The following is a 13,870-nucleotide window of genomic DNA, read 5'->3' as shown; positions in this document are numbered from 1 at the left end:
GGGAGCTTTTGCTCTCCGTTTTTTGTTTTCACTTGCGCATACGCTGTATTATCGCTATAATAATATTGTATGCTATCTTTTTGATGGAGGAAATCATAATGCAGCAAACCGAAAATAAAAAGAGTGAGGGACGCTTCTCGAGCGAGCTGTTCGGCTGGGGCGAATCCCTGATGGCGGTTCTGGTGTTCTTCGTGGTCGTATTCACGTTTTTCGTGCGCCTGATCGGCGTGGACGGCATGAGCATGTACCCGACCCTCGAGGATCACAGCATCATGCTGGTAAGCAACCTGAACTATACGCCCGAGCGTGGAGACGTTGTCGTGCTGCGCAAGGAGGGTTTTTACAACAATCAGCCGATCGTCAAGCGCATCATTGCGACCGGCGGCGATACGGTGGACATTGATCCCGTAACCGGCGACGTGAGCGTCAACGGCGAGGTTCTCGATGAGCCGTATATCAACGAAACGATCAATGTACTCGAGCATATGGGCGATCTGACCTATCCGCAGACCGTACCGGAGGGCTGCGTGTTCGTCATGGGCGACAACCGCAACGCCTCTACCGACAGCCGCGACAGCCGTCTCGGCATGGTGGATGAGCGCTACATCCTCGGTCATGTGCAGAGCGTGGTTTTCCCAATCAGCGATTTTGGAACGGTGAAGTAATATGAATATTCAATGGTATCCCGGACATATGACAAAGACCCGCCGGCAGATGGCGGAGTATATCAAGCAGGTGGACGCAGTCTGCGAGGTCGTGGACGCACGCATTCCGCAGGTGTCCCGCAACCCGGATATGGATGAGATTGCAGCAGGCAAGCCGCGCATGATGATCCTTAACCGCATCGACCTGGCTGACCCGAACATGACGGCTGTCTGGGCGAAGCATTTCCGTGAGCAGGGCATGGCGGTCATCCAGACCGACAGCCGCAGCGGCAATGGTACGCAGGCGTTCTCCGGCGCGGTTCGCACGCTGCTGGCGGACAAGATCGCCCAGTGGAACGAAAAAGGTCTGGTCGGCAAGTCCGTCCGCGTGATGGTCGTCGGCATCCCGAATGTGGGCAAATCCACGTTCATCAACCGCATTCTCGGCAGAAAATCCGCCAAGGCGGCGGATCGTCCGGGTGTGACGCGCGGCAGCCAGTGGTTCCGCGTGGAGAGCGGCATTGACTTGCTCGACACCCCGGGCATCCTGTGGCCCAAGTTCGACGATGAGCGCGTCGGTATTCTGCTGGCGTGCACGGGTGCGATCAAGGACGATATTCTGGACGTTGAGACGCTCGGCTGCAAGCTGATGGAGCTGCTCGCCGAACAGGCGCCGCAGACCATCATTGACCGCTACAGCATCGCCATTCCGGAGGAGGAGTGCGATTTCCTCGGTTATGAGCTGCTGCAGCAGGCGGGCAGGCGCCGCGGTTTTCTGCTGCGCGGCGGTGAGATCGACACCGAGCGCATGGCGCGCATCCTGCTCGATGAGTTCCGCGGCGGTGTTCTCGGCCGCATTACGCTCGAGAAGCCGGAATAAACCAACATTTCGAGGGCGAACCACTGTGTTCGCCCTTGGTTTTAGGAGAGACAAACATGACTTGGGAATACGAAGAAAAAGCATGGGCGAACGGCTACGGCTCGGTGTGCGGCGTGGATGAGGCCGGACGCGGTCCGGTCGCCGGACCGGTGTGCGCTGCTGCGGTCATCCTGCCCGCCGGAATCGTCATCGAGGGACTGAACGACTCGAAAAAGCTCAGTGAAAAGAAGCGTGAGAAGCTGTTCGACGAAATCACGGCAAACGCGCTTGCGTGGTCGGTTTCGCTCGTGGACGAGCGGGTGATCGACGAGATCAACATCCTGCAGGCGACTTACCGCGCGATGAAGCAGGCGGTGGACGGTCTGACACGCCCGGCGGATTTTGTCTATGTGGACGGCAACCGCTCACAGGGACTTGAGCAGCCGCACGAGTGCGTGGTCTCCGGCGATGCAAAAATCCCGTCTGTCGCGGCAGCGTCCATCATCGCCAAGGTAACGCGAGACCGCCTGATGCGCCAGTTCGCCGAGCAGTACCCGCAGTACGGCTTTGAAAAGCACAAGGGCTACGAGACCAAGGCGCACGATGAGGCACTGCTCATGCACGGCCCGTGTCCCATCCACCGGATGACGTTTTTGAAGAAATTCTACGAAAAGCATCCGGAAGCACCGCGATGAAGGGCGCGTGGGGAGAAAAAGCGGCTCGGCTGTACCTCGAAAAGCGCGGCTGGCACACGGCAGCGATGAATTTCCGCACCCGGTTCGGTGAGATTGACATTATCGCGGAGAACGCGCAGTATGTTATCTTTGCGGAGGTCAAGACGCGCAAAAACGCCCGCTACGGTCCGGCGTGCGAAGCCGTCACACCGGTCAAGCAGGCGAAGATCATCGCCGCTGCACAGGCGTGGCTGCAGGAGCACCCGACCGAAAAGCAGCCGCGGTTTGACGTGATCGAGGTTTACGGCGAGGAAAACGCATCGGTTCCGCCGCGCATCAACCATCTGGAAAATGCCTTTGGAGGGTGAGTATGAAGCTGTTTGATCTGCACTGTGACACCATCTATGAGTGCTGCGAGACAGGAAAACACCTGCGGGAGAACGATTTACATATCAATTATGCAGCAGCGCACAGGTATCAGCCATATGTGCAGTTTTTTGCGCTGTTCTGCGGCGCGAGACAGCCGTATTCGCCGGAAACGCGCGACTGTCTGCTCGATACACCCGCCGATGAGCGGTTCGACCGCATGCTGACGACTGCCAGACGCGAGTTTGCCGCCAACGCCGACTGGCTGACGTTCTGCCGTTCGGCGGCGGATATTCGGGCGGCGGTGGAGGCGGGAAAGGCGGCGGCGCTGCTCTCTATCGAGGGCGCGGAGCTGCTGCCCGACCGGCCGGACGCGCTCGACTATGTTTACGACGCCGGTGTGCGTCTTATCACGCTGACGTGGAATTACCGCAGCCGCTACGGCTGCTCATCCGCCGTGGATCAGAACGAGGGTCTGACCGAGCTGGGCAAGCAGCTGGTCCGCGACTGCGGCGAGAAGGGGATACTCGTTGATGTATCGCACCTGTCCGACCGCGGGTTCTGGGACGTGTGCGAGGCAACAGACCGTCCGTTTGTTGCGACCCACAGCGATTCGCGGGTTCTGTGCCGCAACTCGCGCAACCTGACCGACGAGCAGTTTGCCGAGATTGCCAACCGCAGGGGACTGGTCGGCGTCAACCTGTACACGCCGTTCCTCGTGCGGCAGAGCGATTCGGTGATCGATGACGCCATCGACCACATCGAGCGTTTCATCGGTATGTACGGCGAGAAGGTGGTCGCGCTCGGCTGTGACTTTGATGGCTGCGATACCCTGCCGATCGGCATTGACGGTCTGGCGGATATGTATCGTCTGGCAGACCGCATGTTGACACTTGGCTACAAGCAGGAAACGGTCGATGGGCTGTTTTATGACAACGCATTCAACTTTATGCAGAAAATGTTGTGACAGGACGGCGGAATTTCCACGGAATTGCCTATTGCCCAAACATACATATTTGCTATACAATAGAAGGAGCAATCAAAACCACTGCGGAGGTTGTAAAAATATGGATTATGTAAGCACAAGAAATAAGGAGCGCAAGGTTTCCGCGGCATACGCCATTGCCAACGGCATCGCACCGGACGGCGGCCTGTACTGCCCGACCGCGTTTCCCGCGCTTACCGACGCGGATTGGAAAACGCTTGCGGAGAGCGATTACAAGGGCCGCTCGGCGCTCATTCTCGGCAAGTTCCTGACCGACTTCACGGCGGAGGAGCTGGCGGACTTTGCGTCCAAGGCTTACGCCGATGAAAAGTTCGGCGGCGCAGATACTGCACCGGTGGTAAAGCTGGGCGAGGGCAAGAATCTGCTCGAGTTGTGGCACGGTCCGACCTGCGCGTTCAAGGATATGGCGCTGCAGATGCTGCCGCACCTGCTCACCGCGTCCCTGCGCAAGACCGGCGAAACCCGTACCGCCTGCATTCTGGTCGCTACGTCGGGTGACACCGGCAAGGCAGCGCTCGACGGCTTCCACGATGTACCGGGCACCAAGATCATGGTGTACTATCCGGTGGACGGCGTATCGCCCATGCAGAAGCTGCAGATGGTAACACAGGAAGGCAGGAACGTCGAGGTTGTAGCTATCCGCGGTAACTTTGACGATGCACAGAGTGCGGTAAAGCGCATCTTCACCGATGAGAATACCCGCGCAGCGCTCAACAAGGACGGCATGATGCTGTCCTCGGCAAACTCCATCAACTGGGGCCGTCTGGCGCCGCAGATCGCGTACTACGTTTCTGCGTACTGCGATATGGTTGCCGCAGGCACCATTGCACAGGGCGACAAGATCAACGTCTGCGTACCGACGGGCAACTTCGGCAACATCCTTGCGGCGTACATCGCCAAGAAGATGGGTCTGCCGGTCAACAAGTTCATCTGCGCGTCCAACCGCAACAACGTGCTGACTGACTTCTTCAAGAAGGGCGGCGAGTACAACCGCAACCGCGATTTCTTCACCACCACGTCGCCGTCGATGGACATCCTGATTTCGTCCAACCTCGAGCGTCTGCTGTTCTTCGCTTCCGACTTCAACGACAAGCTGGTTGCTGAGCTGATGAACAAGCTGAACACCGAGGGCAGCTACAAGGTAGCTGAGGATGTATTTGCCAAGATCGAGGCTGAGTTCGACGCAGGCTGCTGCGACGACAGCCAGGCGGCTGATACCATCAACAAGCTGTGGAAGGACGAGAACTACCTGTGCGATACGCACACCGCAGTTGCCGTTCGTGTATACGAGGACTACCGCGCACGCACCGGCGACGAAACGCCGACCGTGATCGCGTCCACCGCGTCTCCGTTCAAGTTCTGCCGCTCGGTTATCGAGGCGCTCGGCGGCACGCTCGAGAACGACGACGTTACCCAGCTGGAGGTGCTCTCTCAGCTGACGGGTGTACCGGCACCCGCTCCGCTTGCCGCTCTGGCAGGCAAGATGCCGCGCTTTGACCGCGTGGTAGACAAGGCCGACATTCTGTCCACCGTCGGTCTGCTCAAGGATCTGTAATGGCGCTTTATACGCTTGCCGATCTGCACCTTGCCGCCGATGTAGCCAAGCCGATGGATATTTTCGGCGGCCGGTGGCAGGGGCACACGGAAAAGATCATCAAAAACTGGCGTGCGCTTGTTGCGCCGGAGGACACCATTGTTTTGGGCGGGGATATTTCGTGGGGCATCAACCTTGCGGAAGCGAAAGGCGATTTTGCGCTGATCGACTCGCTGCCGGGCAAAAAGATCATTTTGAAGGGCAACCACGATCTGTGGTGGGAAACCGCCTCCAAAATGCACCGTTTCTTAGATGAAAACGGATTTACTACCATTGATTTTCTGCATAACAATTGTTTTTTCTATGAAAAGACCGCGCTGTGCGGCACACGCGGCTGGCCCTTTGAGGAGGACTTCGCCGACCCGCACAACGAGAAAATCTTCAAGCGCGAGCTGCTGCGGCTCGAGGCATCGCTGAAGCTCGGCGCTGCCGCAAACCCGGAGGAGATACTCTGTTTCCTGCATTATCCGCCGCTTTACGCGTCCTACCGCTGCGGTGAGATCATCGAACTGCTGCATAAGTACGGTGTAAAGCGCTGTATTTATGGACATTTGCACGGGAAAAGCCTGAGTCATGCCGTAACAGGTGAGCAGGAAGGAATTGAATGGAAGCTCGTCTCCGGAGATTTTGTGGATTTTATCCCGATTTTTCTGAAAAAATAGAAAAAACTATGGAAATTCTCAAAATAATCTGGTAGAATGATTTAGATACAATCGAAAGTAAGTAAGGAGATTGGCAACATGGAACTGAAAAACACTGAAAAGCAGGAGCACAGCGTCGTTGCTCTGACTATCGAGATCACCAAGGCTGAGTTTGAAGCAGCTAAGGACAAGGCATTCAAGAAGACCGGCAAGAACATCACCGTTCCGGGCTTCCGCAAGGGCAAGGCACCGCGCAAGATGATCGAGAAGCTGTACGGCGAAGGCGTGTTCTTTGAAGAAGCTTTCAATATCATTTACCCGGACGCTATGGAAATGGCTGTTGAGAAGTCCGGCATCAAGCCGGTCGGCCGTGCAGACGTTGATCTGGGCGACCCGGCAGAAGAGGGCGGCCTGACCATCATCGCCAAGGTACCGGTTGAGCCGGAAGTTGAGCTCGGCGAGTACAAGGGCATTGAGGTTGAGAAGGAGACCGTTAAGGTTCTGCAGGCTGACGTTAAGGCAGAGCTGAACCGCATGGCTCAGCGCAACGCCCGCACCGAGACCGTAGAGCGCAAGGCTAAGAAGAATGATACCGTTGATATCGACTTCGAGGGCTTCGTAGACGGCGTTCCGTTCGAGGGCGGCAAGGCTGAGCATCACGAGCTGACTCTGGGCTCCGGCGCATTCATCCCGGGCTTCGAGGATCAGCTGATCGGCTGCAAGGCCGGCGACGAGAAGGACGTAGTTGTTACCTTCCCGGAGGAGTACCACGCTAAGGAACTGGCAGGCAAGGAAGCTACCTTCAAGTGCAAGGTACACAAGGTTGAGGAGACCATCCTGCCGGAGATCGACGACGAGTTTGCTAAGGACGTTTCCGACACCTGCGAGACCCTCGACGATCTGAAGAAGGAGATCACCGAGCGCCTGAAGGCAGAGCGTCAGGAAGCTGCTGACAACGCTTTCGAGGAGAAGGTTCTGGACGCTGTAATCGACGGCATGAAGGCTGACATTCCGGCTGCTATGATCGACTCCCAGGTTGACACCATTGTACAGGACTTCGGCTACCGCCTGCAGATGCAGGGCATGGGCCTTGAGCAGTACCTCAAGATGACCGGCACTGAGATGGGCGCATTCCGTGCAATGTTCCAGAGCCAGGCAGAGCGTCAGGTGAAGACCCGTCTGGCACTGCAGAAGGTTGTTGAACTGGAAGGCATTACTGTTTCCGACACGGAACTCGAGGAAGAGTATGCTAAGATGGCAGAGCAGTACAAGATGGAAGTCGAGAAGGTTAAGGCCATCGTATCCAAGGAAGCTCTGGAGGGCGATCTGAAGATCTCGAACGCGCTCGAGTTCATCAAGAAGAACGCCAAGGTTAAGAAGGCAGCAAAGAAGAAGGCTGCTGAGGAGACCACCGAGGAGACTGCAGAGTAATTTCTGCTGATTCCCCAAAGCGCGCAAACACCAGCAAACCAAACGCTTAGCGTTGGTTCATAAGAAAAGCGCGAGCGACGCTCGCGCTTTTTCACCTATATTCAAGGAGGACAAAATCTGCGCTTTTTCGCAGCTTATCCACCTTGCTGAAAGGAGTTTTCCCAAGTGAGTTTAGTCCCTATGGTCGTAGAGCAGACCGGCCGCGGCGAGCGTTCGTTTGATATTTACTCCCGTCTGTTGAATGACCGCATTATCATGCTGTGCGATGAAGTAAACGACACGACCGCTTCTCTGGTCGTGGCTCAGCTGCTTTATCTGGAAGCACAGGACCCAGATAAGGATATTTCGCTGTATATCAACAGCCCCGGCGGCTCCGTAACCGCAGGTATGGCGATTTATGACACCATGAACTATATCAAGTGCGATGTTTCGACCATCTGCATCGGCATGGCGGCTTCCATGGGCGCGTTCCTGCTGTCCTCGGGCGCCAAGGGCAAGCGCTACGCGCTGCCGAATGCCGAGATCATGATCCATCAGCCGTCCGCCGGCACGCAGGGTCAGATCACTGATATGGCGATCCACCTGAAGCGCCTTGAGATCATCAAGAAGCGCATGAACAAGATCCTGTCCGAAAATACCGGCAAGCCGGTTGAGACCGTGACGGCTGACTGCGAGCGCGATAACTTCATGACCGCGGACGAGGCGGTTGCATACGGCCTGATCGACAAGGTATTCGATAAGCACTAAGGCAATTCTGCATTGTCGTAATTGTAATTTTTTCGTAGTATAGAGGTGGCATATGCCAAGTTATGATGATGGAAAAGAACTGAAATGCTCGTTCTGCGGCAAGCCGCAGAGCCGCGTGCGCAAGCTGATCGCAGGACCGAACGTGTATATCTGCGATGAGTGTATCGGCGTATGCACCAGCATTCTGGATGACGAGCTGGATCTCATGCCGGAGTACGAGCCGCAGAGCCATGCACTCGTAAAGCCCGAGCACCTGCCGACGCCGCAGGAGCTGAAAAAAGTGCTCGATGAGTACGTTATCGGTCAGGATCGTGCGAAGATTGCCCTTTCGGTTGCGGTTTACAACCACTACAAGCGCATCTACCATCCGGAGACCGAGGTAGAGCTGCAGAAGTCCAACATCCTGATGCTGGGTCCGTCCGGCTCGGGCAAGACGCTGCTGGCGCAGACGCTGGCCAAGACACTGCAGGTTCCGTTCGCAATCGCGGACGCGACCACACTGACCGAGGCCGGTTACGTCGGTGAGGATGTCGAAAACATCCTGCTGCGACTGATTCAGGCGGCGGACTTTGATGTGGAGCTGGCAGAGCACGGCATTATCTACGTCGATGAGATCGACAAGATTGCCCGCAAGAGCGAAAACCCGTCCATCACCCGCGATGTTTCGGGTGAGGGCGTACAGCAGGCACTGCTGAAAATGCTCGAGGGCACGGTTGCCAACGTACCGCCGCAGGGCGGACGCAAGCATCCGCATCAGGAGTTCATTCAGATCGACACGACCAATATTCTGTTTATCTGCGGCGGTGCATTCGACGGTATCGAGGGTATCATCCAGAAGCGCACCGGTAAGCAGGGTATGGGCTTCGGTTCTGAGGTAAAGGGAAAGGAAGACGAGCAGACTGACCGTCTGCTGGCCAAGATCGAGCCGCATGACCTGATGAAGTTCGGCCTGATCCCCGAGCTGATCGGCCGTCTGCCGGCCATCGTTTCGCTCGATACGCTGGATAAGGACGCACTCGTCCGCATCCTGCAGGAGCCGAAGAACGCACTGGTCAAGCAGTACGAAACGCTGTTCGCAATGGACGGCGTAGAGCTGAAGTTCCAGCCGGAGGCGCTGGAGCGTGTGGCTGAGGTCGCACTCGAGCGCAAAACGGGTGCCCGCGGTCTGCGCGGCGTGCTGGAGAACGTGATGACCGACATCATGTTCCGCATTCCGTCCGACGAGACCGTCTGCCGCGTGGAGATCACGCCGGGCGTTGTGGACGGTACCGGTGAGCCGGTTGTCGAACACGGCGAACGCACGGCTGTTCCGGCGGAAAAGAAGCCGCCGAAAAAGGCTTCGCGCAGAAAGCCGACCAAGAGCGCATAATCAATCAAAACCAATACGGGCGGGGAACGAGATTCCCGCCCGTATTTTTAACGTTCAACGCCTTTACAAACCCCGGAAGATATACTATACTGAAACTAATAGACAATTTTCCGTGCAAGGAGAAACGAACATATGACAGAGCTTAACGGAATCGTCCTCAGCCGCCTGCCGGTGCTGCCGCTGCGCGGACTGACGGCGTTCCCTAATATGATCGTCCACTTTGATGTGGGCAGAATGATGTCGATTCGCGCACTGGAAGCGGCGATGAAGAACGGCCAGACCATCTTCCTGACCGCGCAGCGCGAACTGAAAACCGATACGCCGACGCCGAGCGACCTGTACCAGATCGGCACGATCTGCCAGATTCGCCAGATCCTGCGTCTGCCGGGCGATAATATCCGCGTGCTGGTCGAGGGCAAGACCCGTGCGCTCGCGCACAACTTTATCGCCGCCGAAAAGGACGAGGACTGCATGTATGCCGAGGTTGAGGAACTCGAGGACTACGTTTACGGCGTGACCGAACGCCGCGCGCAGGCACTCGTGCGCACCGCGCAGGAGCGCTTCAGCGAGTACGCACAGTATGCGTCCCGCCTGTCGCCCGATGTGGAGCTGACCGTAGCCGAGGGCGGCGATCCGGGCTATCTGGCAGACTATATCGCCCAGAATATTCCGGTCGATGTGGCAGCCAAGCAGGAAATCCTCGAAGAGCTTGGCATTACCCGCCGTCTGGTGATGGTGATCCGCATGCTCGGTGAGGAGACCGAGGTTCTCAAGATCGAAAACGAGATTCAGGACGAACTTAAGACCCAGATCGACAAAAACCAGAAGGAATACTATCTGCGCGAGCAGATCAAGGTCATTCAGACCGAGCTCGGCGAGCAGGACGTAGCCGCAGAAGCGGAAAGCTACCGCGCGCGCGTGCTCGACCTCAAGCTGCCGAAGGAGTGCGAGGACAAGCTCATCCGTGAGGTGGACCGCTTTGCCAAGCTGAGCGGCTCGACGGCTGAGCAGGGTGTCGTGCGTACTTATCTGGATACCGTGCTCGACCTGCCGTGGAATAAGAAGAGCGAGGAACGTCATGATCTGGCGGAAGCGCAGGCGATCCTCGACCGCGACCACTATGGCATGGAGAAGGTCAAGGAACGCATTATGGAGTTCCTTGCTGTCAAGAGCCTTGCGCCCGACCTCAAGGGACAGGTGCTGTGTCTGGTCGGCCCTCCGGGTGTCGGCAAGACCTCGATTGCCAAGTCCGTTGCAGAGGCCATGGGCCGCAATTACACGCGCATGAGCCTCGGTGGTGTGCGTGACGAGGCGGATATCCGCGGTCACCGCAAGACCTACATCGGCGCAATGCCCGGCCGTATTATGGATGCGCTGCGCCGTGCCGGTACGTCCAACCCGCTCATCCTGCTCGACGAGATCGACAAGATGGGCAACGACTTCCGCGGCGATCCGGCATCGGCGATGCTCGAAGTGCTGGACACCGAGCAGAATGTTGCCTTCCGCGACCACTACATTGAACTGCCGTTTGATCTGTCCGACGTGGTGTTCCTGACGACTGCGAACGATCTTTCGACCGTTCCGCGTCCGCTGCTCGACCGTATGGAGGTTATCGAGCTGCCGTCCTACACGGCGGAGGAAAAGCGCCTGATCGCACGCCGTCACCTGCTGTCCAAGCAGATGAAGAAGCACGGCCTGAGCGAAAATCAGCTGATCGTGGACGATGAAACGCTTGATGCGATCATCAGCGGCTACACCCGCGAAGCAGGCGTGCGCCGTCTTGAGCAGGTGCTGGCGAAGCTTTGCCGCAAGGCGGCAAAGCATATCGCGGATGGCGACGAAAGCCTGACGGCTACCAGGGAGAATCTCGAGGAGCTGCTCGGCACGGCGACCTTCAAGGACGATCTGGTCAGCAAGAAGGACGAGGTCGGCATTGTAAACGGTCTCGCGTGGACGAGTGTCGGCGGTGAAATGCTTGAGGTTGAGGTGGCAGTCGTGCCGGGCACCGGCAAGATCGAAATCACTGGCAATCTCGGCACGGTCATGCAGGAGAGCGCAAAGGCGGCTGTGACGTTCGTGCGCTCCAAGGCAGAGGCACTGAACATCGACCCGATGTTCTATAAGGACAACGATCTGCACATTCACTTCCCGGAGGCAGCGATTCCGAAGGACGGCCCGTCCGCAGGCGTGACGATCACCACGGCGCTGATTTCGGCATTGACCGGCGCGCCGGTTCGTCACGAGGTTGCCATGACCGGCGAGGTAACGCTGCGCGGCCGCGTGCTGCCAATCGGCGGTCTGCGCGAGAAAACCATGGCGGCGTATCGCGCGGGTATCAAGACCGTGTGCATTCCGAAGGACAACGAGAGCGACTTGAAGGACATCGTGCCGGTCGTTCGGGAAAACATCAACTTTGTCATTGCGGAGCACATGGACACGGTGGTGGAGACCGCGATCGACTTTTCGCGCCGTCCCAAGCAGAAAAAACGCAAGTCCGCCCCAATAAAGCGTGCAGCGGACACGGCATCGACAACGGTGGTACAATAATATGGAAATGAAGAAACCGAATTTGCATAACGCGGAATTTCTGCGCTCGGCGGTCAAGGAAAGCGATTTTCCGCACGACCCGCTGCCGCAGATCGTGTTTGCGGGCAAATCCAACGTGGGTAAAAGCTCGGTCATCAACAAGCTGCTGAACCGCAAGAACTTTGCGCGTGTCAGCGCACAGCCGGGCAAGACCATTCACATCAACTATTTCACGATCGACAAGGCAATGTATCTGGTCGATCTTCCGGGCTACGGCTACGCGCGCGTTTCCAAGGCTGAGCAGCAGCGGTGGGGTGCTCTGATGGAGACCTACTTTGCAATGGATCTGCTGACGCTGGGTATCCAGATCGTGGACATTCGTCACAAGCCGACGCGCGACGATATGACGATGGCGGAGTGGTTCCGCGCATCCGGAAAACCGTGGGTGATTATCGCTAACAAGCTGGATAAAATTAAGAAGAGCCAGCTTGAGGGCAATATTGCGGAGATTCGTCAGACATTGCTGTTGCCGGAGGAAGTGCCGGTCATTCCGTTCTCGGCAGAGAAGGGATTCGGTCGTGATGAGGTGCTTGACCTGATTTTCGAGCACGTTTGCGGAAAGGAAGAGGCATAAATGGATTTTTTCCGCCGTTTTATGGCAGGCCGCTACGGCAGCGACCCGCTCAATAACGCGCTGCTCATTCTCGGCATTGCGCTCATTATCGTGGCGCGCATTCTCGGCTGGGCGTGGATGAACGTATTCATTCTTGCACTGCTGTGCCTGTGCTACTTCCGCATGTTCTCGCGCAATATTCAGGCGCGGTATGCGGAGAATGAAAAGTTTATGAGATGGTGGCGTCCGGTATCGAACAGGATTCGTGGTGCACAGGGCCGTTTCGCTGACCGTAAGACACACTGCTATTTCAAGTGTCCGGAGTGCGGTCAGCGCCTGCGCGTGCCAAAGGGCAAGGGAAAGATTATGATTACCTGCCCGCATTGTCACACCAAATTCGACCGAAAGACCTGAAATTAACTGTTGATTACTGTTCAATTTACAAAGCGGCTGTGCATTAAAAATTGCACAGCCGTTTTGTTACGGTTTCACGGCTAAATCACCAAAATTATCCTTGCTTTTTCTTGCATGTGTTGTATAATAAAGATAGAAAATAGAGCAGGGGTGAGTCCGATGGATATTGATCAGCTGATTGGAAAGTTTTACAACAGATTAAAGAAAGCCGATATTGCCGGCACGGAAGGCAAGGTTGCGGTGCAGTTTAATCTTACGGGCAAGATTACAGGTGTGTTCTACATCGAAATCCTGAACGGCAATGTGTCCGTTATGCCGTATGAGTATATTGACCACGATGCAATCGTTTCCGGGTCGATGACGAATCTGGAGAAGGTGCTTACCGGCAAGCTGGTTCCGCAGGTTGCTATCGCTGAGGGAAAAATCAAGGTTGAAGGCAATGTGGATAAGGTTATGCTGCTGGCAGAACTGATGAAGTAATGATGCAAAGCTGCATAGAGGAAGACCCGCCGTACTTTCAGGCGGGTCTTTTATGTAAAAGCATCCAAAGCGGTACATGCTGTAGTTATACAAGGAGAAATGCTCAAAAATGAATAAAAAACAGAAAAAAGCCAAATTGACACTGGATATTATTGCGTGCGCGTTGTCAGCGGTCAGCGCAGGACTGTCGATTGCGGCGTTTGTAATCAGTCTTGTGCGGAGAAATGAGAAATAAATGTCGAACAGAGACGAAAAAACTCTTGACATTCGCTGTCGGATTTGGTATGTTATTAAAGCTGTCTCTCAGAGACGAGCGCAAAACCGAAAAGTTTGGTTTAGAACCGATTGAGGTTCTGAAAAAGAATTTGAAAAAAGTTCTTGACAAACGCTTCTGGTTTTGATATACTAAATAAGCTGTTGATGAGCGATTGAGAACGACGAAAAGTTGTGAAAACTCTTTAAAAACAGCAGATTGCACCTTGTAAATTAAACAACGATGTGCTTAA

The 13,870-nt window shown here is 56.0% G+C and carries 15 protein-coding genes; all 15 read left to right on the top strand.

The window, feature by feature from the left end:
- The first annotated feature begins 98 nt into the window (after nt 1-98).
- The 15 genes from lepB to PG722_RS12305 all read left to right on the top strand — a co-directional run bounded on the left by lepB (nt 99) and on the right by PG722_RS12305 (nt 13,599).
- Nucleotides 99-665, top strand: a complete 567-nt coding sequence (gene lepB / locus PG722_RS12375) for a signal peptidase I (RefSeq protein ID WP_270580703.1) — start codon at nt 99-101, stop codon at nt 663-665.
- Nucleotide 666: 1 nt separating this feature from the next.
- Nucleotides 667-1,524 carry a ribosome biogenesis GTPase YlqF gene (gene ylqF / locus PG722_RS12370; protein WP_110436595.1) on the top strand — a complete coding sequence of 286 codons (858 nt, stop codon included), beginning with the start codon at nt 667-669 and terminating at the stop codon, nt 1,522-1,524.
- A 56-nt stretch (nt 1,525-1,580) separates the two neighbouring features.
- Nucleotides 1,581-2,198 (top strand): ribonuclease HII, encoded by a 618-nt coding sequence (locus PG722_RS12365; protein WP_270580702.1) that lies wholly within the window; start codon nt 1,581-1,583, stop codon nt 2,196-2,198.
- The gene (locus PG722_RS12360; RefSeq protein ID WP_270580701.1) at nt 2,195-2,545 is read left to right on the top strand and encodes a YraN family protein; all 351 of its coding nucleotides are present in this window, start codon (nt 2,195-2,197) and stop codon (nt 2,543-2,545) included. Before PG722_RS12365 ends, PG722_RS12360 begins: the two co-directional genes overlap by 4 nt.
- A gap of 2 nt (nt 2,546-2,547) precedes the next feature.
- The gene (locus tag PG722_RS12355; RefSeq protein WP_270440027.1) at nt 2,548-3,510 is read left to right on the top strand and encodes a dipeptidase; all 963 of its coding nucleotides are present in this window, start codon (nt 2,548-2,550) and stop codon (nt 3,508-3,510) included.
- Nucleotides 3,511-3,610: 100 nt separating this feature from the next.
- A complete protein-coding gene (gene thrC, locus PG722_RS12350) occupies nt 3,611-5,104 on the top strand; it encodes a threonine synthase (RefSeq protein WP_270580700.1) in 1,494 nt (497 codons plus the stop codon).
- The gene (locus PG722_RS12345; protein ID WP_110436600.1) at nt 5,104-5,805 is read left to right on the top strand and encodes a metallophosphoesterase; all 702 of its coding nucleotides are present in this window, start codon (nt 5,104-5,106) and stop codon (nt 5,803-5,805) included. Before thrC ends, PG722_RS12345 begins: the two co-directional genes overlap by 1 nt.
- 78 nt (nt 5,806-5,883) lie before the next feature.
- The gene (gene tig, locus PG722_RS12340) at nt 5,884-7,215 is read left to right on the top strand and encodes a trigger factor (RefSeq protein ID WP_118480715.1); all 1,332 of its coding nucleotides are present in this window, start codon (nt 5,884-5,886) and stop codon (nt 7,213-7,215) included.
- Nucleotides 7,216-7,380: 165 nt separating this feature from the next.
- The gene (gene clpP / locus PG722_RS12335; protein WP_117490728.1) at nt 7,381-7,962 is read left to right on the top strand and encodes an ATP-dependent Clp endopeptidase proteolytic subunit ClpP; all 582 of its coding nucleotides are present in this window, start codon (nt 7,381-7,383) and stop codon (nt 7,960-7,962) included.
- A gap of 52 nt (nt 7,963-8,014) precedes the next feature.
- Nucleotides 8,015-9,331, top strand: a complete 1,317-nt coding sequence (gene clpX / locus PG722_RS12330; protein WP_118480713.1) for an ATP-dependent Clp protease ATP-binding subunit ClpX — start codon at nt 8,015-8,017, stop codon at nt 9,329-9,331.
- A 132-nt stretch (nt 9,332-9,463) separates the two neighbouring features.
- On the top strand, nt 9,464-11,878 hold the full coding sequence (gene lon, locus PG722_RS12325) for an endopeptidase La (RefSeq protein ID WP_270580699.1): 2,415 nt from the start codon (nt 9,464-9,466) through the stop codon (nt 11,876-11,878).
- Between the two features lies 1 nt (nt 11,879).
- Entirely contained in the window at nt 11,880-12,491 is a 612-nt protein-coding gene (yihA, locus tag PG722_RS12320) for a ribosome biogenesis GTP-binding protein YihA/YsxC (protein WP_227109736.1), read from the top strand.
- Nucleotides 12,492-12,884 carry a hypothetical protein gene (locus PG722_RS12315; protein WP_117490730.1) on the top strand — a complete coding sequence of 131 codons (393 nt, stop codon included), beginning with the start codon at nt 12,492-12,494 and terminating at the stop codon, nt 12,882-12,884. It abuts the gene before it with no gap.
- A gap of 159 nt (nt 12,885-13,043) precedes the next feature.
- Nucleotides 13,044-13,364 carry an SCP2 sterol-binding domain-containing protein gene (locus PG722_RS12310; protein ID WP_158574710.1) on the top strand — a complete coding sequence of 107 codons (321 nt, stop codon included), beginning with the start codon at nt 13,044-13,046 and terminating at the stop codon, nt 13,362-13,364.
- Between the two features lie 109 nt (nt 13,365-13,473).
- A complete protein-coding gene (locus PG722_RS12305) occupies nt 13,474-13,599 on the top strand; it encodes a hypothetical protein (protein WP_256129151.1) in 126 nt (41 codons plus the stop codon).
- Nucleotides 13,600-13,870: the final 271 nt, after the last annotated feature.

It is taken from the genome of Butyricicoccus sp. OF27-2pH9A, assembly GCF_027693185.1.
Lineage (GTDB): Bacteria > Bacillota > Clostridia > Oscillospirales > Butyricicoccaceae > Agathobaculum > Agathobaculum butyriciproducens.
The sequence above is the reverse complement of the archived record's forward strand: the minus strand, read 5'-3'. Positions and strand labels throughout refer to the sequence as shown.